20 protein-coding genes and 3 pseudogenes are annotated in these 21242 nt (G+C 67.3%); 13 read left to right on the forward strand and 10 right to left on the reverse strand.

Annotation, left to right across the window (positions count from 1 at the left end; all coding sequences use genetic code 11):
* Window positions 1-83: 83 nt before the first annotated feature.
* A complete protein-coding gene (locus ACH34W_RS49405; RefSeq protein ID WP_395968224.1) occupies window positions 84-1157 on the reverse strand; it encodes an epoxide hydrolase family protein in 1074 nt (357 codons plus the stop codon).
* 42 nt (window positions 1158-1199) lie between these two features.
* Here ACH34W_RS49405 and ACH34W_RS49410 point away from each other — a divergent pair, with 42 nt between their 5' ends.
* Window positions 1200-2153 (forward strand): helix-turn-helix transcriptional regulator, encoded by a 954-nt coding sequence (locus ACH34W_RS49410; RefSeq protein WP_395968225.1) that lies wholly within the window; start codon window positions 1200-1202, stop codon window positions 2151-2153.
* 111 nt (window positions 2154-2264) lie between these two features.
* On the opposite strand, the gene ACH34W_RS49415 is transcribed toward ACH34W_RS49410, so the two are convergent.
* The 5 genes from ACH34W_RS49415 to ACH34W_RS49435 form a co-directional block, all read right to left on the reverse strand.
* On the reverse strand, window positions 2265-3500 hold the full coding sequence (locus ACH34W_RS49415; RefSeq protein WP_395968226.1) for an RNA polymerase sigma factor: 1236 nt from the start codon (window positions 3498-3500) through the stop codon (window positions 2265-2267).
* The gene (locus ACH34W_RS49420; protein ID WP_395968227.1) at window positions 3497-3820 is read right to left on the reverse strand and encodes a YciI family protein; all 324 of its coding nucleotides are present in this window, start codon (window positions 3818-3820) and stop codon (window positions 3497-3499) included. The genes ACH34W_RS49415 and ACH34W_RS49420 overlap by 4 nt, the downstream gene beginning before the upstream one ends.
* Before the next feature lie 53 nt (window positions 3821-3873).
* Window positions 3874-4491 carry a dihydrofolate reductase family protein gene (locus ACH34W_RS49425; RefSeq protein WP_395968228.1) on the reverse strand — a complete coding sequence of 206 codons (618 nt, stop codon included), beginning with the start codon at window positions 4489-4491 and terminating at the stop codon, window positions 3874-3876.
* Between the two features lie 274 nt (window positions 4492-4765).
* Entirely contained in the window at window positions 4766-5938 is a 1173-nt protein-coding gene (locus ACH34W_RS49430; RefSeq protein WP_395968229.1) for an epoxide hydrolase family protein, read from the reverse strand.
* A gap of 285 nt (window positions 5939-6223) precedes the next feature.
* Window positions 6224-6391 (reverse strand): hypothetical protein, encoded by a 168-nt coding sequence (locus ACH34W_RS49435; RefSeq protein ID WP_395968230.1) that lies wholly within the window; start codon window positions 6389-6391, stop codon window positions 6224-6226.
* A gap of 56 nt (window positions 6392-6447) precedes the next feature.
* Between ACH34W_RS49435 and ACH34W_RS49440 the strand changes: the two genes are divergently transcribed.
* The 7 genes and pseudogenes from ACH34W_RS49440 to ACH34W_RS49470 all read left to right on the forward strand — a co-directional run bounded on the left by ACH34W_RS49440 (window position 6448) and on the right by ACH34W_RS49470 (window position 11406).
* The gene (locus tag ACH34W_RS49440) at window positions 6448-7035 is read left to right on the forward strand and encodes a CGNR zinc finger domain-containing protein (protein WP_395968231.1); all 588 of its coding nucleotides are present in this window, start codon (window positions 6448-6450) and stop codon (window positions 7033-7035) included.
* A gap of 64 nt (window positions 7036-7099) precedes the next feature.
* Window positions 7100-7447: pseudogene (locus tag ACH34W_RS49445) on the forward strand (Tn3 family transposase); the annotation flags it as partial.
* Between the two features lie 118 nt (window positions 7448-7565).
* Complete coding sequence (locus ACH34W_RS49450; RefSeq protein ID WP_395968232.1) at window positions 7566-7700, forward strand: hypothetical protein; 135 nt, start codon at window positions 7566-7568, stop codon at window positions 7698-7700.
* 138 nt (window positions 7701-7838) lie between these two features.
* Entirely contained in the window at window positions 7839-8228 is a 390-nt protein-coding gene (locus tag ACH34W_RS49455; RefSeq protein WP_395968233.1) for a GntR family transcriptional regulator, read from the forward strand.
* A complete protein-coding gene (locus ACH34W_RS49460; protein WP_395968234.1) occupies window positions 8225-9145 on the forward strand; it encodes an ABC transporter ATP-binding protein in 921 nt (306 codons plus the stop codon). The genes ACH34W_RS49455 and ACH34W_RS49460 overlap by 4 nt, the downstream gene beginning before the upstream one ends.
* On the forward strand, window positions 9142-10134 hold the full coding sequence (locus ACH34W_RS49465; RefSeq protein ID WP_395968235.1) for a hypothetical protein: 993 nt from the start codon (window positions 9142-9144) through the stop codon (window positions 10132-10134). The genes ACH34W_RS49460 and ACH34W_RS49465 overlap by 4 nt, the downstream gene beginning before the upstream one ends.
* A gap of 90 nt (window positions 10135-10224) precedes the next feature.
* Window positions 10225-11406: a serine hydrolase domain-containing protein gene (locus ACH34W_RS49470; protein ID WP_395968236.1), complete on the forward strand. Its 1182-nt coding sequence runs from the start codon at window positions 10225-10227 to the stop codon at window positions 11404-11406.
* A gap of 87 nt (window positions 11407-11493) precedes the next feature.
* Here the strand turns inward: ACH34W_RS49470 and ACH34W_RS49475 are convergent, their stop codons facing one another.
* Window positions 11494-11844 (reverse strand): DoxX family protein, encoded by a 351-nt coding sequence (locus ACH34W_RS49475; RefSeq protein WP_395968237.1) that lies wholly within the window; start codon window positions 11842-11844, stop codon window positions 11494-11496.
* Between the two features lie 246 nt (window positions 11845-12090).
* Between ACH34W_RS49475 and ACH34W_RS49480 the strand changes: the two genes are divergently transcribed.
* Entirely contained in the window at window positions 12091-12336 is a 246-nt protein-coding gene (locus ACH34W_RS49480) for a hypothetical protein (RefSeq protein ID WP_395968238.1), read from the forward strand.
* A gap of 499 nt (window positions 12337-12835) precedes the next feature.
* On the opposite strand, the gene ACH34W_RS49485 is transcribed toward ACH34W_RS49480, so the two are convergent.
* Complete coding sequence (locus ACH34W_RS49485) at window positions 12836-15037, reverse strand: DUF4132 domain-containing protein (protein ID WP_395968239.1); 2202 nt, start codon at window positions 15035-15037, stop codon at window positions 12836-12838.
* Window positions 15038-15351: 314 nt separating this feature from the next.
* On the opposite strand from ACH34W_RS49485, the pseudogene ACH34W_RS49490 reads away from it, so the two are divergent.
* The 3 genes and pseudogenes from ACH34W_RS49490 to ACH34W_RS49500 form a co-directional block, all read left to right on the forward strand.
* Window positions 15352-15964 (forward strand): annotated as a pseudogene (locus tag ACH34W_RS49490) (IS110 family transposase); the annotation flags it as partial.
* Window positions 15965-16152: 188 nt separating this feature from the next.
* Complete coding sequence (locus ACH34W_RS49495; protein WP_395968240.1) at window positions 16153-16758, forward strand: RNA polymerase sigma factor RpoD/SigA; 606 nt, start codon at window positions 16153-16155, stop codon at window positions 16756-16758.
* Window positions 16759-16990: 232 nt separating this feature from the next.
* Window positions 16991-17625: pseudogene (locus ACH34W_RS49500) on the forward strand (ATP-binding cassette domain-containing protein); the annotation flags it as partial.
* A gap of 787 nt (window positions 17626-18412) precedes the next feature.
* On the opposite strand, the gene ACH34W_RS49505 reads toward ACH34W_RS49500, so the two are convergent.
* The gene (locus tag ACH34W_RS49505; protein WP_395968241.1) at window positions 18413-19018 is read right to left on the reverse strand and encodes a hypothetical protein; all 606 of its coding nucleotides are present in this window, start codon (window positions 19016-19018) and stop codon (window positions 18413-18415) included.
* 252 nt (window positions 19019-19270) lie between these two features.
* A complete protein-coding gene (locus ACH34W_RS49510) occupies window positions 19271-19600 on the reverse strand; it encodes a DUF4158 domain-containing protein (RefSeq protein WP_395968260.1) in 330 nt (109 codons plus the stop codon).
* 1018 nt (window positions 19601-20618) lie between these two features.
* On the opposite strand from ACH34W_RS49510, the gene ACH34W_RS49515 reads away from it, so the two are divergent.
* Window positions 20619-20822, forward strand: a complete 204-nt coding sequence (locus ACH34W_RS49515) for a hypothetical protein (protein WP_395968242.1) — start codon at window positions 20619-20621, stop codon at window positions 20820-20822.
* Window positions 20823-21242: the final 420 nt, after the last annotated feature.

A 21242-nucleotide genomic window follows, 5' to 3' on the forward strand; every position in this document is an offset into this window, starting at 1 on the left:
ACCACGACAGGCCACGTTGTACGGCCGGCGGTCTGGTGATCCGCCGGCCGCGACGGTCGTTGATGTGGGTGGGGCGCGCTTGCCTAGAGTGCCCGGTAGAAGGCGCGGATGTCCTCGGCGAGCTGTTTCGGCTGCTCCAGGGCGGCGAAGTGGCCGCCGTGGTCGAACTCCGTCCAGTGCACGATCGTGTCGGTCTGCTCGGCGAACTTGCGGACGGGCAGTGCGATGTCGTGCGGGAAGACCGCCACACCGGTGGGCACCGGCGAGCGCTCCGGCATGCTCCAGGCGTGGGTGAACTCCCAGTAGATCTGGGCGGCGGAGGAGGCGGTGTTGGTGAGCCAGTAGATCGTCACGTTCGTGAGCAGGTAGTCGCGGTCGATCTCTTCGTCGGTCCACTCCTTGAACTTCTCGGCGATCCAGGCGAGCTGTCCGGCGGGTGAGTCGGCCAGGCCGTAGGCGAGCGTCTGCGGCCGGGTGGACTGAATGGCCATGTATCCGCCGAGATCGCCGGTGAAGCGCTCAAGGCCCTCGAGCCGGCTGCGGTCCTTCTCGTCGAGGTCGTCAACGGGACCGGTGGGGAAGGTCAGCAGATAGTTGATATGGATTCCGACCACGTGGTCGGGGGCGACGCGGCCGAGCTCCCGGGCGACTCCAGATCCCCAGTCGCCGCCCTGCGCGCCGTATTCGTCATAACCCAGCCGCGCCATGAGCTCGGCCCAGGCGCGGGCGATGCGGTTGAGCGTCCAGCCGGCGTCCGGCTGCGGCCCGGAGAATCCGAATCCCGGAAGGGAGGGGATGACCAGGTGAAAGTCTCGGGACAGCGGTTCGATCACGTCCAGGAACTCCACGACGGAGCTGGGCCAGCCGTGAGTGAGGATCAGCGGCAGCGCGTCCGGGTTGGGCGAGCGAACATGCAGGAAATGGATCCGCTGGCCGTCGATGTCGGTCCGGAACTGCGGGTAGGCGTTGAGCCTGGCCTCGTAGACACGCCAGTCGTAGGTCGTTGCCCAGTACTCGAGGAGTTCGGCGAGGTAGGAGACGGGGACGCCCCGCTCCCAGCCGGCGCCGGGGACCTCGCTGGGCAGGCGCGTCCTGCCCAGCCTCTCGCGGAGGTCGTCGATGTCTGCCTGGGGGATGCTGATGCTGAAGGTTTCCATGACGACCACCCTCCACCTCATCTAGGCAATATGATTGCCTAGATGACGGCTTCTCGCCTTTTGATTCTGCTTTCTCTGCTGCAGACCCGTTCCGAATGGTCAGGTTCGGAGTTGGCCCAGCGCCTGGAGGTCAGTCCGCGCACGATCCGCTATGACATCGACAAGCTGCGCAACCTCGGCTATCCGATTCAAGCCACGATGGGCGCGATCGGGGGCTACCGATTGGGGGCGGGAGGGGCGTTGCCTCCCCTGCTGCTCGATGACGAGGAAGCCGTCGCGGTGGCCGTGGGCCTGCGCACCGCCGCCGGTGGCGCGGTCACGGGCATCGAGGAGACATCGGTGCGGGCTCTGGCCAAGCTGGAGCAGGTGCTCCCGTCGCGGCTGCGCGATCGGGTCAACGCCCTGTACAGCCACACCACACCGATCACAGCGGCCAGCGCCCCCGTCGATGCCGAGACCCTCACCACCATCAGCGCCGCCTGCCGGGACCATCACCGGCTGCGCTTCGACTATCGCACGCATGCCGGTGATGATCAGGTCCGGGACACCGAGCCGTACCAGCTCGTGCACATGAACCGACGCTGGTATCTGGTCGCCTGGGACGTGCACCGACAGGACTGGCGGACGTTCCGGGCCGACCGGATGACGCTGCGGATCCCGCACGGACCTCGCTTCACCCCCCGGGAGTCGCCACCGCCCGACCTGGTTCCACGGGGGGTGGACACGGCGCTCTTCGGTTACCGGGCGCAGGTGACCGTGCACACCCCGGCCGACTCGATCAAGGTGCCCAGCGCGGTGCAGGTGGATCGGGTGGACAACAACACGTGCATCGTCCACGCGGGCGCCGACACCCCTCATCAGCTCGCCCTGCACATCCTCATGCTCGACGCCGACTTCACGGTGGACGGACCGCCCGAGCTGCTGGAGGAGCTAAGGAAGATCTCCACCCGGTGCGGGGTGCCGGTAAGGCTGGCGTCACCTGATGCACGCGATTGAGTTCGCCCAGCTCAGCGACGGTGTCACAAGAGCCGTGGGAGGACTTTCCCCGATCGTGGGGCGTGGGGCGTGGTGATCGCGCGCGCGGGTGTCGATCGGGATTCGTGGGCGCTACCGCAGTTGGTCGCGGCGGCGGGTCAGGTAGGCGGTCTCGGCGGTGTTGCCTGCCAGTTCGATGGCTTTGTCGTAGGCGGCGCGTGACTGCTGGCTTTGGCCCAGGCGGCGCAGGAGGTCGGCGCGAGTGGCGTGGTAGGCGTGATAGCCGGCCAGCTGGTTCTGGAGGCGGTCGATGGCTGCCAGTGCCACCTGTGGGCCGTCGAGCTCGGCGACCGCGATGGCTCGGTTGAGGGCGATGATGGGTGAGGGGTCGAGGCGGAGGAGCTGGTCGTAGAGGGTGAGGACCTGTGACCAGTCGGTGTCGCGGATGTCGCGGGCGGAGGTGTGCACGGCGTTGATCGCAGCGAGGATCTGGTAGCGGCCTGGCGCGATCCCAGCGGCGGCAGCGGCCAGGCGCTGGCGCACCAGCCGGTGGCCTTCGGCGATCAGTTCCGCGTCCCAGGCCCCGCGGTCCTGCTCGTCGAGGGAGACCAGTTCGCCGCTGGTGGAGACGCGGGCGGTGCGGCGGGCCTCGATGAGCAGCATCAGCGCCAGCAGCCCGGCCACCTCACCGTCGTCGGGGAGGAGGGCACGGATCAGGCGGGTGAGCCGGATCGCTTCGGTGGTCAGGTCGTGCCGTACCGGGTCGGTGTCGGGGCCGGTGGCCAGGTAGCCCTCGTTGAACACCAGGTACAGCACGGCGAGCACGCCGGTGACACGCTGCGGGAGGTCCTCGGCGGACGGCACGCGGTAGGGGATGCCAGCCGCCTTGATCTTGGCCTTCGCGCGGGTGATCCGCCGTTCCATGGCGGTCTCTTGTACTAGGAAGGCGCGGGCGATCTCGGGCGCGGTCAGACCGCCGACCATGCGCAGCGTCAGCGCCACGCGGCTCTGCATCGCCAGCGCCGGGTGACAGCAGGTGAAGATCAGCCGGAGCCGGTCGTCGTCGATGGCGCCGACAGGCTCGGGCGGGTCGTCGTCGTACACCATCTGAGCCTCCTTGTGCTTGTCGTCGCGTTTGTTCTCGCGCCGGATCCGGTCGATGGCCTTGCGGTTGGCGGTGGTGGTCAGCCAGGCGCCGGGGTTGGGCGGCACGCCGCCCGCCGGCCACCGCTGCACGGCGGTCGCGAACGCCTCGGCGGCCGCCTCCTCGGCGATGTCGAGGTCACCAAAACGCCTGGTCAGGGAGGCGACCACCCGCGCCCACTCCTCTCGGTGGACCCGGGTGATCGCCTCCTCGACGTCGCTCACTGGAACGGCCGCACTTCGATCTTCCGATCGCAGACCTTCGACGCCTCGGCGGCGAGTTTGAGCGCCACATCCAGATCGGGGGCCTCCCACACCCAGATGCCGGCGAGGTACTCCTTCGACTCCACGAAAGGCCCGTCGCTGAACACCGCCTCCTCGCCCCGGTTGTCGATGACCGTGGCCGCGTCGGTGTCCGCGAGTCCGCCCGCGAAAACCCAGTAGCCCTCGGCGATCAGTCGTTCGTTGAACGCGCTGATGGCAGGCTGCCTGTCCGTGCTGCCGGGATTGCTCTTGTCATCGATCACGGAAACCAGGTACCGCATCTGAAGATCATCTCCTGTGGTGTCAAGACAGCGTGGCTCGGTGGTCAGGGACCTCAAGCCGTTGCATACTGCGGGCGCCCTGCCGGCCGGTAGACCTGGATCGTCACGCCCCTGGAGTCGACGTGCGACTCGACCAGGTCGAGCGCAAGATCCGGGCCCGCGTCCGGGAACAACCGCGCGCCCTGACCGACGACCACCGGGACGGTGAGCAGAGTCACCTCGTCGACCAGGTCGTTCTCCAGCAGCCACCGGGTCAGGATGCCACTGCCGTGCACCTGCAACTCACCCCCCGGCTTGGCCTTCAACTCTCGGACGGCGGCCGCGATGTCTCCGGACAGGACGGTCGTGTCCGACCACACCGGATCGGTGAGCGTGGTCGACGCCACGTACTTCGGCCGTGTGTTCAACGCGTCCACGACGCCCTCCCAGCCAGGGACATCCTGGACCGTAAGGGTCCCCCACGAGCCGGCGAACAGCTCGTAGGTCCGCCGGCCGAACAGGAACGCCTCAGCGCGCTGGTAGGTCTGCTTGATGAACGCCAGGGTCTCGTTGTCGCCCTTGCCCCGGGCCCATCCGCCGCGCTCGAATCCGTTCCTGCGGTCGTCCGACGCGGCGCCGTTGCCCTGCATCACTCCATCGATGGTGACCTGAGTCATCGTCGTCAGCTTCATGATCGCGGCTCCTCTACCTCAGCGCCGCCCCCGTGGGCGGCCTCACCCCTGCCACGAACACCACCGCCCCGATCCGACACCGCCTCCCGGATTTCTTTCAAAAACTTTCCGGGCACATCCGATCTGAGTAGTTGTGGTCTGAGCCCGCCAGCCTCGAGTAGTGATCTTGCGATGTAGTTCGTGAGGTCGCGGAAACCCAGCGCGGAGCCGCGCAGGTGTTCGGGGCCGCCGTTGATCGCTTCGGTCGGTCCCGAGTCCCGGCACCCAGCTGCGTTCACCGATGAGCGGCCAGCACTGCCGCGAGGCCTTCTTGCAGGTCCTTGACGAAATACTCGGGAACCTCCAGCGACGGGAAATGTCCCCCGCTTTCGGGCGACCTCCATCGGACGATCTGTCGGTACCGCTCCTGTGCCCAGGGGCGCGGACACTTCTCGACGTCGCGGGGATACATAGTGAGTGCTGACGGGACGTCGACCCGAAGTTCGGGGTCCAGCGAGTTGTGGCTTTCGTAGTAAATGCGGGCCGCCGATGCGCCGGTCCGCGTCAGCCAATACAGGGTGACGTCGTCAAGAACGCGGTCTCTGGAAATCGTCTCGAACGGGCTGTCTTCGGTATCTGACCACTCGGCGAACTTGTCAAGGATCCAGGCAAGAAGCCCGACCGGTGAGTCGACGAGCGAATAGCCGATGGTCTGCGGTCGGGTCGCCTGCTGCTTCGCGTACGCCGCGCGGTGGCGCCAGAAATCGCGGGTTTCCTCGGTCCACTTGCGCTCGACCGCCGTCAGCCCATCCGTTGTCAATCCGGGCGGCCCCTCCGCGAACGTTGTGTGGATGCCGAGAACGTGCGCCGGGAACCTGCCGCCGAGAACCGTGGTGATATTACCTCCCCAGTCACCACCGTGGGCTACGAACTTGCTGTAGCCGAGCCTTTCCATCAGTTCCACCCACGCGGCCGCGATCTTTTCGGTTCCCCACCCGGTGGTGGCCGGCTTGTCGCTGTAACCAAAGCCTGGTAGCGACGGGACCACGACGTGGAACGCCGGCACGTATGCATTTTTCGGATCTGCCAGTTCGTCTACTACATCGATGAACCGAGCAATGCTGTCTGGCCAGCCGTGCGTCAAGATCAGAGGAGTGGCATCTGCGCGCGCGGATCGGCGGTGCAGGAAGTGGATTCCCAGATTGTCAATGGTCGTGCGGAACTGGCCGACGCGGTTAAGGCGCTCTTCGAACGACCGCCAGTTGTACCCGGTGCGCCAGTAGTTCACGACATCGACGAGGTCGGCGAGAGGAACGCCCTGTTCCCATCGGCGAGGGTCGGGCGCGGCGAGATAGACCGTCTCGGCCTCCGGTAGCCGCGCCGCGGCCAGCCGCGCGCGCAGATCGTCGAGGTCAGCGTCAGTTGCGTGGGCTTCAAATGCTTGCACGTCGCTGGTGAGACGGGGCATGAGGCCTCCTGGCCATCGCGGAACCGGCTAAGACGGTTCTAGCATGTCTTCTTGCCAGCGTGCAATCAGCTGACCCGGTCTTCATGGAGGTCGCTGGGTCGGGGCGTTTGCGGCGTTACCCGTAACCAGGCCCTTGGGTGCACTGGCGGGCATGGCGGGGTGCCAGCTGGCGCTGCCGTCCTACAGGCCTCTGAGGTTCCTCGTGGGTGGACAGGGTCGGGTCAGGCGGGTTGCGATGTTGGCGGAGAGTGCATCGCGACGATCGCGGCTGCCAAGGACCAGGTTTCAGGTATGCGCATCCGTCGCCCGGGCGCCGAGAGTGAGTCGGGCTGGGAAGTGCAGGAATCGGTGGCGCATGGCCTTCGGCTCGCACGCGGCCAGGACCTGCGCGTCGCCGGTCAGGGCGAGCAGTCGGGTCCAGGCGACCAGGTCGGCGGCGATCTGGGTGAGCATCAACCAGGCGTGCCGGATGCGGTCCTCAAAGGGACGATCGGGGCTAAGGTGGTTCCATGCGTGATGGGTTCCCTGACTTTCGCCTCGGTAACGTGCTAGCGACCAGCTTTACGGGGACTCTGACGGAGCGTCATGGCAATGCTGTGGAGCGCATTCCCACGCCGCAGCGACTCGTCGACTGGCTGGCAGTGAACGGCCTAGCCGTGGACTCCTGCACCACCGCCCAGCTCGAACTCGCTCGGGAATTGAGGGAATCAATTCACGCCGCCGCAACAGCGACCGCGATCCAAGAGGCTCTCCCTGCGTCTGCCATCCAAATCATCAATGACTGCAGCATTCAGGGTCAGGCCGCGGCTATCCTGACGCCCGAGGGCAATCGTCAATGGCGACTCAGCTCGACTTCTTGCGTAGAGGATGCCCTCAGCGTAATCGCCGCCGACGCGATCAGCATAATCGCGGGCGAACGAGACGGAAAATTGGCCTTGTGCGCATCGCCAACCTGCCAAGCCGCTTTCTTCGACACCAGTCAAAGTCGCACGCGCAAATGGTGTGATATGAACACGTGCGGGAATCGTCAGAAGAAGGCACGCTTCAATGCCAACCAGCGCAGGAACGGGACTGCCGCACGGACGGGTGTCATCTGATCTGGCTACCCGGAGGGCGGGACTGATGCACGAGCAGGTGTCAGTCTGACCTGATGATCGGCACCAGCTCAACGTCCAGGAAGCCCGGCACCGCCTCGCCCGGCGGATCGCGTTCGGTAACCGCGGCCAGCTCCGCCAGCGCTACCGCGAAGGGATGGAAGACCAGCTCGGCGCACTCGGCCTGGCGCTCAACGCGGTGGTCTGGTGGAACAGCCTGTACATCGACGCCGCCGTCACGCAGCTGCGCGCCGACGGCTTCGGCGTCACTGAAGAGATGTGCGCGCGGCTGTCGCCGATCTGCTTCGAGCACATCAACTTCCTGGGCCGCTACGCCTTCACCCGCGTCGACCCCGCAGCCGGGCTGCGTCCCTTCCACGATCCGGTTCAGCAAGCGGGTGCTCGGCCGCAGTGAGAGTGGCCAGCTGCGCAGTGGGCAGGTCGCGGCCGCTGCAGGGATCGGTCGGCAGACGCTGGGCTTTGGATCTGGCTTGGGTCGCGGTCGCGGTGGGCTAGTTCCAGACGAGGTGCTGGTGCAGCTGGTTCTGCTGGGCGGGGTGGTGGTGGGCGGCGGCGCGTTCGAGAGGCGGGTCGCCTCGGCGATGGCCGCGTGGTTCCACTGGGCGCGGTCCTGGTCGGGCAGTTCGCTGTCGGACGGGATGCGGTAGGGGACGCCCGTGTCGGTGATCTTGCGTTTGGCGCGGGTGATGCTCGGCTCAGTGGCCTCTGTGTGGCGCTGGTTCGATCTTGACAGTCCGGAGTCCCGCTGATCTATTGTGCTACGACACTCAGACAATGGAGCGTGCGTGATCAACTTCTATCTGGACGTCAAGTCTGGCGTCTCGCCTTACCAACAGCTGGTGCAGCAGGTGCAGCAGGCCCTCCGCGTGGGTCTGCTGTCGGTCGGCGATCAGCTGCCGACCGTGCGGGACGTGGCGGCGAAGCTGGCGATCAACCCGAACACGGTGCTGAAGGCTTACCGCGAGCTGGAGCACCTCGGGCTCATCACGCCCCGCCCGGGCCAGGGCACCTTCGTCACCCGCACGCTCGCCGACGACTCCCTCGCAGCTCACGAACCCTTGCACCTCGAACTGCGGGAGTGGTTGGACAAGGCGCTGCGAGCCGGGCTGGACGCGGACAGCATCGAAGCGCTGTTCATGACGACCTTCCGGAAGGTCGTGGGGGCGACCCAATGATGCCTGCCCTGCGCACCGAGCGGCTGAGCAAGCGCTACCGGGGAGGTCACCAGGCGTTGAGCGAGGTAACGCTGACCCTTCCCGCCGGTCGGGTCGTCGGCCTGGTCGGGCCCAACGGCGCCGGCAAGTCCACGTTGCTCAACCTGATCGCCGGCACGATCCGGCCGACCTCGGGAATGATCGAGGTTCTCGGCGGGCGCCCGGCCGCGAACGCGGCGCAGCTGAACAAGGTCGGCTTCGTCGCCCAGGACACCCCTGTCTACAGGGGCTTGACGGTCGCCGAGCACCTTCGTCTCGGCGCCAAGCTCAATGCCAACTGGGACGCCGGGCTCGCTCGGCGGCGCATCGCGCACCTCGGCCTCGATCCGGCGCAGAAGGCCGGGCGCCTCTCCGGCGGGCAGCGCGCTCAGCTCGCCCTGGCCGTCGCCACGGCCAAGCGGCCCGAGATGTTGATTTTCGATGAGCCGGTGGCCGCGCTCGACCCGCTGGCCCGTCGGGCCTTCCTGCAGTACCTGATGGAGTCGGTGGCCGATCTGGAGGCCACGGTCATCCTGTCGTCGCATCTGCTCGGCGACCTGGAACGGGTCTGCGACCACCTGGTGGTGTTGACCGCGTCCGGCCTGCAGCTGGCAGGCGACGTCGACGACATCCTGGCCGCCCACTACCGGTTGGTCGGCCGGCCCGAGCACATCGACAAGCTGCCGCCGGGTGTGGAGGTCATCCAGGCCGAGCACAACGGTCGGCAGAGCACGCTGATCGTCCGGGACACCAGCGGGATGCTGCCCCGGCTGCTGCCCGAGCTGCTGCCCACCGCGACTCCGCTTGAGCTTGAGGACATGGTTCTCGCCTACCTCGACCGCGCGGTCACCACGCCCATCGGCGCCTCCGCCGGACACTCCTTGGAGGGCTCTCGATGATCTGGCTGACCTTGCGTCAATTCCGCGTGCAGGCGCTCATCGGGGTGGGCGCCGCCGCCTGCCTCGCAGCGTACTTGGTCGTGCTCGGCCTGCAGATCCGCGACAGTTACGACACCGCGGTCAACTGTGGTGCCGGCTGCACACTCGACGCCGCCCGGGACACGCTGGGCGAGGACTACTTCACCACCCTGCTGCTTTGCGGCTTCCTGATCGTCCTGATGCCTGCCCTGATCGGCGCGTTCTGGGGCGCGCCGCTGGTCGCCCGTGAGATCGAGACCGGCACCCATCGCCTGGTGTGGAACCAGGGCGTCACCCGCGGCCGCTGGCTCGCGGTCAAACTCGGGCTGGTCACTCTTGCCGGCGTGGTTCTGACCGCCACGCTCAGCATCCTGCTCACCTGGGCGGCGAGCCCGTATGACAAGCTGATCGGCGGCCGCTTCGACCCGCTGATCTTCCCGACCCGCAACATCGCACCCCTGGGCTACGCCGTCTTCGCCGTGGTCGCCGGCACCACGATCGGCCTGCTCACCCGCCGTACCGTCACCACGATGGCCCTCACCCTGACCGCGTTCGCCGCGCTGCAGATCCTGCTGCCCGCCACGATCCGTCCCCACCTGGCGCCGGCGATCACCGAGTCGGTCACCTACAACGCCGGCGCCGACCTCGACGGCGCCCGGATCAACCTCAAGGGCGGCGTCGCCAGGATCGAGGGATACGCCAAGCCCGGAGCCTGGGTGCTGTCCACCAGCACCGCGCTGCTCGACCCCGCGGGCAAGCCGCTGAGCCGATCGGTGGTCGCCCAGTGCAGCACCGGCGATCGCGACCGCGACGAGGCCTGCTACACAGCCCAGAAGGCGCACTTCGTGGTCAAGTACCAGCCGGCCGACCGCTACTGGACCTTCCAGTGGCTGGAGCTCCTGACGTACCTGCTTCTCGCCGCGGCCCTGGCCGCCTTCGCCTTCTGGCGTATCCCCCGCGGCCTCAACTGACCACCCCACCACCTCAGCGGTTGGGCGACTTCAGGCCCGAGCGCAATCCCGCACGCCCCACCACATTCCATCCCTTGACGGAGACATCCCATGCTCAGTCGCCGTGCCCTGCTCAAATCCGGTGTCGCAGGCGTGTTCGCCGTGTCTACCAGCACCGCCGGGCTCCTCACCCTGAGTGCCCGCACAGCCCCGGCCACTTCGGCCAACAAGGTCGCAACGTCTGCCACGCCAGGGGCCGCGCCGCTACAGCAAGCCCTGGACGCCATCTCGGCGACCGCAGCGGCCGGCGTGCTCGCCGAGGTGCGCCACGGCCGATGGACCTGGCGCGGCAGCAGCGGCGTCGCCAGGCTCGGCACCACCGAACGGGTTCCGGTGCACAGCCGGTTCCGGGCGGGCAGCGTCACCAAATCGTTCGTGGCCACCGTCGTCCTGCAACTGATCGGCGAGCGCCGCATCGGCCTGCACGACTCCCTCGACCAATGGCTGCCCGCAACGACCGCGGCCGACCATCGGATCACCGTGCACCATCTGCTCCAGCACACCAGCGGGATCGTCAACTACACCAACACCCGCGCCTTCCGCACGCTCTATGGCACCGTCGACGGCATTCTCGGCCTGCGCGATCGCACCTGGACCCCGGCCGAACTGCTCGCTTTCACCGACGGCCAGCCTCTGCTGTTCGAGCCGGCCACCTCCTGGACCTACTCCAACACCAACTACATTCTGCTCGCGCTCATCATCGAGAAGGTCACCGGCCGACCGTACAGAACAGAGGTGAAACGCCGCATCCTGCGCCCGCTCGGCTTGCACGACACCGAACTGCCCGGCGCCAGCCCGACCATCACCGGGCCCCACCCGCATGGTTACCTGCCGCAGGAACAGAACGGCACCCTCTTGCCGGTCGACATCACCAAGCTCAACCCGACCGTCACGGGTGCCTCCGGCGAGCTCGTCACCACCACGACCGACCTCAACCGCTTCTACCAGGCGCTACTCACCGGCCGGCTGCTCCGCCCCGCCCAACTCGCCCAGATGCGCACCGCCTGGACGACCGGCCGCGACTACGATTACGGCCTCGGCCTGCAAACCAAGCTCCTGGCCGACGGAACCCGGCTCTGGGGCCACGAGGGCGACATCTTCGGCTACCAGACCTCCTGCTGGACCACCGAGGACGGACGCAGGCAACTCACCGTCGCCGCCACGCCATGGGGCACGGGCGACCTCGACGAACTCTTCGACACCCTGGTGACCACCGCATTCGCCTCCTCGTAACTCGCAGCGGCCACCGCCCAGGCACGGTACATGCGGCTGGGACCTTCGGCGTGCGTCTGGATCGACGCTCAGCTCCACTCTCAGCGGCTATCGCACAGCGGACAGGACGAGGGACGCTATGGCCAGCCCCAAGAAGACGCCTGGGAAAGCCAGGTTGTGGAACACGCGGGCGCGGATGTGCACGGTGACAGCGCCGACGAAGAACAGGACTAGCCCCAACGCGGCAGCCATGCCGATGAACGGGACGCCCATGAGCCCGAGTAGGAGCCCAGCAGCTCCAGCTGCCTTGGGAACAGCGAGCCACGGGATCCAGGACGTTGGCACACCGACTTTGGTCGAGTTGGCGACGACGAACTCGGCCCTCACGAGGTCCGCAACGGTGATCGCGACGTTGACCACGATCGCGATGACGGTGACGATCACGTAGGCGACGAACACGCGCTTCCCCTCAATGCTGAGTACGTGGTGAGCGTGGGCGAATCAGCGGCTGATCACCATGACCAGGCCTTACCGAGCCCGGACACGGTGTCCGGCCAGAAACCTGGGTAGTTGCGCTGTCCCCGGTAGGACGGGAAAATCCCGCACCGGCGCAGCGCGTTCGAACGGAACCGCCGGCGCGGCGGCCAGAGCCCGCCGAACCTCGGCCGCCTCGTCGACGAAGGCCACCTGGAAGTCCTCGACGCGATGGCGCTGACCTACCGGCTCCACCGGCTCAAGCTGCTGTCGGACTGGCGCTACACCCAGACCGCCAAACGCCTCACCCAGATGGGCTACCGCACCGCAGAACCCGACTCCTCCATGGTCCGCGAAAGCAGCCAGTTACTGGCCAAGGTCTTCGACGCGCTCCGCTCCCAGGGCATGACCCGCGCTGACATCGCCGCGGAGCTGAACCTGCCCCCGAAGACCTCAACGGGTACGTGTTCGGTCTGATCCCAGTCGGGATCACAGGAGGTGGCGAGCCGTCGACCGGATCGCAGCCGGAGCTGCGTCTCGTCCAGAACGCGTAGCCGCTTATCGCCTGGATCGGTCCAGGATGGACGTTATGCCTCGTTCCTACACCGGTCAGATGTTTGGGTGGCCGTCCCGAGCGGCCTCCAGTTGAGCTCGGGATAGCACGGTGCCCTTGGGCCACTCATTCCCGGCTCACCCATCTGGCCGAAGACGGCTGGTCAGCACCCATGCTCATGGCTCTTAGCGGCCACGAGAACATCCGCAGCCTGGCCATATACACCAACGTCAGCGCCGAAGCTGTCGCTACCGCCGTCGCCGACCACGACCACGACCCCGGCCGTCGCCACCGCAACCGTTAACGGCCAGTCCGCGAGCTCTCGTTTGCGGCTCATGACAGTGGCGTTAACGGGACCCCTACTGCGACGACTGCATGCCTGAACCGGTTCTTCCCGCCGCCCAGAGCAGCGTGGCGGCGGAGTCAACTCAGGGTCGCGAGGTCGACCAGAACCTCTGAGACGATCACCGGGTCGAGGTCTCCGAGGAGCGGCGCGTCCGGGTCCTCGGCCTCCAGGGTGTCCCACCACCAGCTGCCGAGATCGGTCACGACCTGCACGCGCCGGATCGTGTGCTCAGGGAAGCTGTCAGGTTCTCCAGCCACGATCCCCGGGTCGAGTTCGACGGCAATGTACAGCCTGTCGCCGACCGGCCGGAAGATCCCCGGCTCGACCCCGCTGTCCAGCGGATACGCACGTTCCCACCCCTGCCTGGCCAGGCGGAGCACCGCACCGAACGAGGTCGTCGCGCCTTCGAACCGGGCCAGCCGCCGAGCGCGGTGCGCATCCTCGTCCAGGACCGCCACAGGCCGTGTGAGCTGCGGGAACGGCTGCAAGATCTCATAGTCGGCGAACACCTGTGACCACGTCTGCGCATCGAAGCGCAGGGGATGCGCGATGCCGATCAGAGCGTCGGAGGGCAACACGTACGCTTCGTCCTCGACGGTGGCGAACGTGCCGTCCTCGGCGATGCGGAAGGGCTCGGTGCCGGCCGTCCACACCAGCCGCCGCGCCAGATGCCGTATCAGCGGATGCGTCACCACGAACGTCCGGAAGTCCTCGGCCGTCCAGCGGCGGCCGGTCACCATCGCCGTCTCCAGCCGCACGATCTGGTCGGCGGCTACGGCCCGGACGTCCTTCTTCATCGCGGTGAAACGCCGGTGAGCGTCCGGGGCCAGCCCGCGGTCGTCCTGGACGCCGGGCTTGGGCAGCGTCTTGCGCTGCCGGCCGTCCTCGTCGGTCACGAACGGCTTGAGCTGCTCGTCGAATCCGACCACGAACCGGCGCGGGCCGTAGTCCAGCAGCAGCGTCCCGTCCGCGTCCAGACCGAGGTCCGGCACGAGCCGGTCGGCGAGCTGGTCGTCGGTGAGCCCACGCCGCCGCGCCGCCTCCACAAGCGCCAGCCGCGCGTCCTCGCGCGCCCCGCCGGGGAAGGACCGGCGCGTCATCAGATTGAGCTGGACCAGGGCGGCATCGGTACCGATCCTGGCCAGGACGTCGTCGACCACGCGAGCGGCCTTGAGGTGCTTGCGCGTCGCGATGTAATGGCGGACCAGCGGCGCGGCCCGCCGCACCGTGTCATCGTCGCCGAGCTGACCCAGCTGGGTCAGCACCCAGGCGTTCCCGTTCGGCTCGCCCGCCGACTGCCACGCCTCGAAGATCGCCCAGGCGAATTCCGCAAGTCCCGTGCACGCCGCCCGCAGCGCCTCCCGCTCGGGCATCGGCGGCTCTTGCGCCAGCATCAGCAATCCGATGAGGTTATGGACCAGGACATCGTCCAGTTCCCCGGCCGCTGTCACCGGGCGGGGGAGCGCCGCCACCTCCAGCCACGTGGGAATCTTCGGCGCCTTCACCGGCACCGCCGCGACTTCCGCGTCCAGCAGCTCCGCCACCGCGTCGGCGGCCTGGTCGCCATGGACGCCGGCGGCCTGGACGACCGCGTCCCGGCCGTGCTCCTGCGCGATCAGTCGCAGCCCGGCCGCGGCCTTGTCCCGCGCCGCGCGCCGTCCGCCGACCGCATCGGGCACAAGGTAGGGAACGGCGTTCACACCGTGCCGCAGCAGCCACCGGCGCCCCACGTCCCTGGCCGACTTGAGCCGGACCAGCCAGTCCGCCATCAGTTGCGCGACCTCGACGTCGAGGTAGGGCAGCAGTACCTCGCCGTTGTCCACGGGACGCCGCCTGGCCGCCCGCAACGCCAGTTCGCGTACCCGCACGCCGTAACGCGCCACCAACGGCATGAGCCGGTAGTCATCAAGGAGGTGCAGGTTGATGCCCCGCCACGAGGACTCGTCGGCGCGTTCCAGGAACAACGGCAGAAGGTCACCGAACGCCCGCTCCGGGCCAATAACCAGTTCTACCGCCTGATGACCGTAGTCGGTCTCCCCCGACAGGAAGCGCGACCGCGCGTGGTCCCAGAACGGGTCATCATCCGGGTAGTGCACGAACACGCCCAACCGAGCCTTCTTGATCCACTCTTCCAGCTCACCTTCCGCCCAGGTAAGCGCACCTGGGCCGGGAGGTGTGAGGCCAGAAATGACGACCGGGGTGGTCTCGCTCTTCGCCGCTTTCGACCACGGCGGGTCGACCAGCACGCCCGGAACCGCGGAATGGGGGAGATCAACCATGCTGATCCACTTTAGACGTCCCCGCCGACAGCCACCCCCGTACCTACTTTGCGGCTCGCCGTGGCTAATGGAGCTGTGACCGTTCTGCCTCGCGGGTCTCTTTCGTCCCAGCAGGATGGTTGCGCAGCCAGCTGGCCGGTGAGCACCTCGCCGTAGCAGGGTGCATGTGAGCCCTACCTGAGACCGTGCCCCGGCCAGCCGGCGGGAAGGCCGATGGCTGGTGGGATGACGTTGCCGAGGTCCGAGCACTGATCCATTAGCGCGCTGCTGTCCTTCTCGTGGCTGGTCCGTGCTCGTCTTCGGGAGGGAACAACATGATCTTCGTGGGTGTCGACTGGGCCGAACGCCATCACGACGTCCACTTGAGCGACGCGGACGGGAACGCCTTGGGCTATAGCCGGATCGATGAGAGTGCCAAGGGAGCGCGCGAGTTCCACGAGCTGATCGCCCGGCACGCCCAGGACCCGGCCGAGGTCCTCATTGGTATCGAGACCGACCGCGGCCTGCTGGTCACCTCCCTACTCGCCGCGGGTTACCAGGTCTATGCGATCAATCCGCTCTCCTCGGCCCGCTATCGAGATCGATACTCGACCTCGCGCGCCAAGTCCGACAAGGCCGACGCCCGCATGCTCGCCGAGATCGTCCGGACCGACCGGCATCATCATCGGCAGGTCGCTGGTGATTCCGACCATGCCGAGGCGGTCAAGGTCCTGCGCGCGCCCACCAGCATCTGATCTGGACCAGGCAGCGCCAAGTCAATGTCCTGCGCAGCTACCTGTGCGAGTACTACCGGCCGCGCTGAAAGCCTTTGACGACCTCACCGAACGCGATGCGCTGGCCGTACTGATCAAAGCACCGACACCGCCCGCCGGTCGCGCCCTGACCAAGACCCAGATCACCGCCGCGCTCCGCCCCGGCGGCCGCCGTCTGGAGGCCGAGAGTGGCGTGCTCACCCCTGCCGAACGGCGCGAACTGGAGCGGCTCGTGGCAGACGGCCGGCGCGCCAGGGACCACATGGTCGAGGCCAACCTTCGGCTGGTCGTCTCGATCGCCAAACGCTACGCCGCAGGCGGGGGCTGCCCCTGCCGGACCTGATCCAGGAGGGCACCATCGGGATGATGCGCGCGGTGGAGAAGTTCGACCACCGGCGCGGGCTGAAGTTCTCCACCTACGCCACCTGGTGGATCAAGCAGGCGATCGGCCGGGCGCTGGCCGACCAGAGCCGGACCATCCGGCTCCCCGCGCACATGGTGGAGGTCCTCAACCGGGTGACGCGCGCACGCCGCGCCATGCTGGGCGAACTCGGCCGGGAACCGGCCGCCACCGAATTGGCGGCCGAACTCGACCTGCCCGCCGAGAAGGTCGGGCTGGTGCTGCGGTACTCCAGGGAGCCGATCTCACTGCACACCCCGGTCGCCCCGGACGACGCCGGTACGGAGTTGGGTGATCTCGTGCCCGACGACGCGCCGGACCCGGCCACCACGGTCACCGACTCCATGCTGCGTCACCACCTGGACACGGTGCTGGCGACCCTGTCCGAACGGGAAGCGGCCGTGATCTGTCAGCGGTTCGGCCTGGACGACTCCCGGCCGAGGACCCTGGACGAGATCGGCCGGAACTTCGGGCTGACCCGTGAACGCATCCGCCAGATCGAAGCCAAGGGAATGAGCAAACTCCGGCACCGCGACCGCACAAGGGTCCTGGCCGACCTGCTCACGTGACCACACCGCCGGTCAGCACGCCGAAGCGTCGCGGCGAGCACACCCACCATGACGCCCCGACGGCACCGACCCCACCGGTCCCGGAAGATCTTGCGCCGGCGGTGATTCGTCTCGCGCGTTCGAGAAAGCACCTGTTCTTCCTCTTCTGTGAAGGCCGTCGTTCGCCGGCGTCCTGCGGTGCTGGGTGCGCGCGGACATGTCATCGCCCTCATCGAGCACCGGAGGTATGCCCATGCGCACTGCCCAATTGGCCTTGCACGGCGTCACCAAGCGCTACACCGACCGCGTCGTCCTCGACCGGGTCGATCTCACGGTCCGGCCCGGGGAGAAGGTCGGCGTCATCGGCGACAACGGGGCCGGAAAGTCCACGCCGCTCAAGGTCCTGGCGGAGGTCGAGCGGCCGACAACGGCGAGGTGCATCTCGTCGCCCCGGGCGGTGTCGGCTATCTGGCGCAGACCCTTGAGCTTCCCGCGAGCGCCACCGTTCAGGACGCCGTCAACCTGGCGTTGGCGGATCTGCGGGAGATCGAGGCGCGGATGCGGGCCGTCGAGGTCGAGATGGCCGCCTCCGGCGAGGGGCTCGACGCCCTGATGGAGGTCTATGGCAGACTCGTCGAACGGCACGAGGCCCGCGGCGGCTACAAGGCCGACGCCCCGGTGGACATCATGCTGCACGGGCTCGGGCTGCCGGGCCTGGAACGGGATCGCGCGCTGGGCGCCCTGTCGGGCGGAGAACGCTCCCGGCTGGCACTGGCGGCGACGCTGGCGGCCCAGCCGGAGGTGCTGGACGAGCCCACCAACGACCTGGACGACCAGGCCGTGCGGTGGCTGGAGGAGCATCTGCGCGCCCATCGCGGAACCGTCGTCAACGCACGACCGCGTGATGGAACTCGCAGGTCAGCGGCTTGGGGCTCAGTCAGCCATGTAAGGCACGTAGGTGATCGGCATCTGGGTGCGCCGGGCGTGAAGCTCTCGAGAGGACGTTACGTCCGATCTTCCTCGATCTCGTACCAGATGGTGCGGGCCTATGTCGCTCGCCGTCGCCCTCGGGAGGGGCGGACACCCCGGTCGGGCTGCAGCTGGAGGGTGGCGGCGTCGGCTCCCTGAAGCATTGCGGGGGTGGGGGATGACCCGTGGTCTCGAGGGGGGTCCAGGAGGCGGACTCGTCGGTCCACTCGGTGGAGGCGAGAGTGAGGAGCGGGGTCATCCGCGCCTCGCAGGCGTGGCAGGGGACGGGTTCGGAGTCAGTCAGGCCCCAGGCGAGCCAGCCGCCGACCTTCGAACCGGGGGCGTAGGAGAGGTCGTTGAGGTAGGTGAGCTCGTCGCCGTCCCAGGTGTCGGGGTCCTCGAGGCGGGCGGCGAGGTCGGGTGTAGGTGATCAGCTAATTGAGCACGGCTACCGGTCATGGAATTGAGCAGTGACGGTGGAGGCCGTGAGCACGTTATTGAGCACGCTCACGACGTGCATGTCCGGGATGGCTTGTTCGTCTGAATCGTCGCCGGGTTGTGGATTGCTTGGCCAAGGGCATACAGATCCTTGGCCGGGTGGCTGGCGATGTCGACGATGGCTTTTATGCCGGACCGTCTTAGCGGCGCGCCGACACCGGCCAGGTTCAGTCGAACAGGGTGGGCGAGACGAGCTGGTGGCCGTCCATTATCCGGTAGTGGAGCCAAAACCCATGTGCGGAAGAGACAGATGGAACCCCAGAAGGTACAGGTTTACGATAAGGGGCGGTGCGAGAAGTAGACATGCCCGGGAAAAGCGTCCCAGCGAAAAAAGAATCGGCAGAAGGAGGGTCGGCAAGATCATGCACGCTTTGACCAGCCACGAAAGGAGAGGGCCGGGTTGGTCAAGGCATGGCGCGTCTGCGGCACTTCCGCAATCCCCTGCGCCGACGATCGCGATCAAGGTGACGAGTCCGCCGAAGAGCCATATGATCAGGCTCAATATGATGCTGACCACATATCTGGTCGCGGTCGCCCGGTCCGACTTCGGTCTGCGGTCACGCAGGGCAAGGATGGTGTCGCCAACGACCACCGCAGCCATCATCCCGATTGCGGCCGCCATGCCGAGCGTCGCCACCAACCAGGTCAGTCCATTGTCTTCCCATTCGGGGTACTCGATCGAGTGAGCCGTGTTGAGCCGACGAGTCTGCCCCAAAAAAGCCAGGAGCAGCATAAACGGTGTTGCGCCCCAACTCACGACGGTGGCGGAATAGACGAGCAAATCTCTATTAATTGTTCTATTGTTGATTGCCACATTGGGATGGTATCAGGGAGTCGCAGAGCTTACCGCGACGAACCAGACTCCGGCGAATTCCATATCGACGGCAGCTCGCCCTCCGCTGGGGTGGGGCGGACCAGGCGGTGTGCTTGCGGATCTGGTAGTGGTCCAAGCCGGCTGACCGCCATCGTCCAGGCCATTCTCACCCTTCATCATCACCAGGCCGAATGAAGATGGAATGAGCTCAGTGCTCGTCCTCAAGCTCCGACTGGCGCGCGTTGTTACCTCTCACGCACCTGCCACAACCCGATTTTGTCTCCGCCGATGGCCAGGGTCTTGCCATCGGGACTGAACGCCACCGAGCCGACAAAGCCGTCGGGGTCGGTGAGGGTGGCGATGCTGCGGTGGTTGGCCACGTCCCACAACTGGCGGCGTGCACAGCTGCAACGCCAGCCCCAGGCGCGCGTCCGCGCCGCGCCCCGGAGCGTCCAGGAACACATGCTCCCGCGACGTCAACGTGAAGAACTTGATCAGCTCCTCCCGTCCGATGTCCGGGAACGACCGCAGCCGCTCCACCTGCTCCTCGGAGAGAAACCGGGTCGACATCAACCACCCCATACGCCACGGAGCACAGGAACCATCACGAACCGTAGCGGCGGTGATCAACGCCAGTCAGTAGAACCCGAATAATCGCAGGTCAGAGTCATATTCGTTGGATTTTCGGCGATTGCTACCGGGGCCCTTGAGGCCTGTTGCCTCCGCACAGAACTTCACGGCGCCTGGTTTCACCAGTGTCCACTGGCCCCACTTTCCGGCGGGCGCCGGCTCCACCTCGGTGAACGGATTCATGTTCGTACGAGACTTGGCCCCACCCGCGAGGCGCTCCGGACTAAGAAATAACCTCGCAGTTCCTGCGGCCGCTGGCGGGCTCGGCTGCACCCCTCTCACCTGTGACCTGCTCTTTTTCTCCGGGTCGCGATGCGGGAGCACGAGCTGAGGAGACTTCGGAATGCGTGAAGCTTCCTCTTCGTCGCCGATGTCTTCGCTGAAGCGGTGAAGGCAAGGGCGAACGCGCGCGCGGGGCTCAGGGCGAGGGTGGCCGACTCCTTGCGCGTCTCGGGCGTGGTGAACTGTGACGACGCGGCCGGAGCTCGGTCCGCAAGGTGAGCGCCGGGCCACCGCGGCGACCCGGGTCCTCCACGGGCTGAGCCGGTGGTCTGCCGGTCCTGCCGAGCCGTACGTCGTCCCTTGGGTTCATCGCGAACTCAAGGACCGGATACGCCCATCAGGGATCAAAGCCGCCCTCAGGTTCGCTGAGGATCCGTCAGTTCGTCGCGAACTCTGGGGTTTCATGGGGTGCCAGTAAGAACCGTGTCATGAGCCCCAAACGAGCCCGCGGTAGCGGATCAGTACGGCCAGGGGCTGGTGAGCCCGGCGGGGCGGCGGTTAGTTGCCGGCGTTTTCTGCTGTTGAGCAGCTGTGAGGCGGGTGGCGTAAACCCGGTAGGCCATGCGTTCGGCCGGTCCGGCGCTCTCGGCGGCGAGGGCTGCGCTCTGTTGCAGCGCGGCGTGGTGGAGTTCGAGTGGCAGATGGAGTAGCCCTTGCCACGGCGAATGATCCGCCCCCAGATGAGCGCTTGGCGGATGGTGTCGTCGCCGGCGGCCCGCAGGTGGTCGGCGAGCAGGCCAGGCAGGTCGAGCGTCACGGGTGTGTCCGCGGCAGAGCCGGACGGCTTGCCGGGAACGGGGAGCGCGTCGAGCTGGTCGGGGAGTTGGCGGGCTCCGGCGGCGTCCAGGATGCGGCGGATGGTCTTGGGCGCGACGTGATGCTCGCGGGCTAGGGCCTTGACGGCGGCGCCTTCGGAGTAGGCCCTCCACTCGGGTCCGTGACTGGCGGGGTCGCGACCAGATGAAAAGTAGCTCTGGGTGACCAGGTGTGTTCGGTCTAGGCTGTCTACTGGTCGGTGTGCAGGGCGGCCTGCAGGGTGGGGTGGATGGTCAGGCGCTGGTCCAGCGCGGTGATCTCCAGAACGCGGGCGACGCGGGGGCCAGCGGCCCGGCCAGGCACGCGCTGCCGGCCTGTTCTTGGGCAGCCACGTACACCCGCACCAGCAGATTCGGGGCTTGAGCGACAGCTGCCCGAGCCGGACACCGGCGAATGGACCAACCGGCTCACCAGCGTGCGGATGGTGGCGGCGAACGACGTCTGGGTCTCCGGCTGGGGCAAACGCGCCCCTGACGGCGACGAGATCCGCCGCTCG

The organism is Actinomadura sp. 6N118 (assembly GCF_044326415.1).
GTDB lineage: Bacteria > Actinomycetota > Actinomycetes > Streptosporangiales > Streptosporangiaceae > Spirillospora.

What these genes read in the sequence shown, in the direction of transcription:
- ACH34W_RS49430 (WP_395968229.1), bottom strand. Translation starts at nt 5,938, where the DNA reads ATGCCCCGTCTCACCAGCGACGTGCAAGCATTTGAAGCCCACGCAACT.
- ACH34W_RS49440 (WP_395968231.1), top strand. Translation starts at nt 6,448, where the DNA reads ATGCGTGATGGGTTCCCTGACTTTCGCCTCGGTAACGTGCTAGCGACC.
- ACH34W_RS49510 (WP_395968260.1), bottom strand. Translation starts at nt 19,600, where the DNA reads ATGGGGTGGTTGATGTCGACCCGGTTTCTCTCCGAGGAGCAGGTGGAG.
- ACH34W_RS49420 (WP_395968227.1), bottom strand. Translation starts at nt 3,820, where the DNA reads ATGCGGTACCTGGTTTCCGTGATCGATGACAAGAGCAATCCCGGCAGC.
- ACH34W_RS49480 (WP_395968238.1), top strand. Translation starts at nt 12,091, where the DNA reads ATGGCGCTGACCTACCGGCTCCACCGGCTCAAGCTGCTGTCGGACTGG.
- ACH34W_RS49425 (WP_395968228.1), bottom strand. Translation starts at nt 4,491, where the DNA reads ATGAAGCTGACGACGATGACTCAGGTCACCATCGATGGAGTGATGCAG.
- ACH34W_RS49405 (WP_395968224.1), bottom strand. Translation starts at nt 1,157, where the DNA reads ATGGAAACCTTCAGCATCAGCATCCCCCAGGCAGACATCGACGACCTC.
- ACH34W_RS49460 (WP_395968234.1), top strand. Translation starts at nt 8,225, where the DNA reads ATGATGCCTGCCCTGCGCACCGAGCGGCTGAGCAAGCGCTACCGGGGA.
- ACH34W_RS49410 (WP_395968225.1), top strand. Translation starts at nt 1,200, where the DNA reads ATGACGGCTTCTCGCCTTTTGATTCTGCTTTCTCTGCTGCAGACCCGT.
- ACH34W_RS49435 (WP_395968230.1), bottom strand. Translation starts at nt 6,391, where the DNA reads ATGCTCACCCAGATCGCCGCCGACCTGGTCGCCTGGACCCGACTGCTC.
- ACH34W_RS49495 (WP_395968240.1), top strand. Translation starts at nt 16,153, where the DNA reads ATGATGCGCGCGGTGGAGAAGTTCGACCACCGGCGCGGGCTGAAGTTC.
- ACH34W_RS49485 (WP_395968239.1), bottom strand. Translation starts at nt 15,037, where the DNA reads ATGGTTGATCTCCCCCATTCCGCGGTTCCGGGCGTGCTGGTCGACCCG.
- ACH34W_RS49465 (WP_395968235.1), top strand. Translation starts at nt 9,142, where the DNA reads ATGATCTGGCTGACCTTGCGTCAATTCCGCGTGCAGGCGCTCATCGGG.
- ACH34W_RS49470 (WP_395968236.1), top strand. Translation starts at nt 10,225, where the DNA reads ATGCTCAGTCGCCGTGCCCTGCTCAAATCCGGTGTCGCAGGCGTGTTC.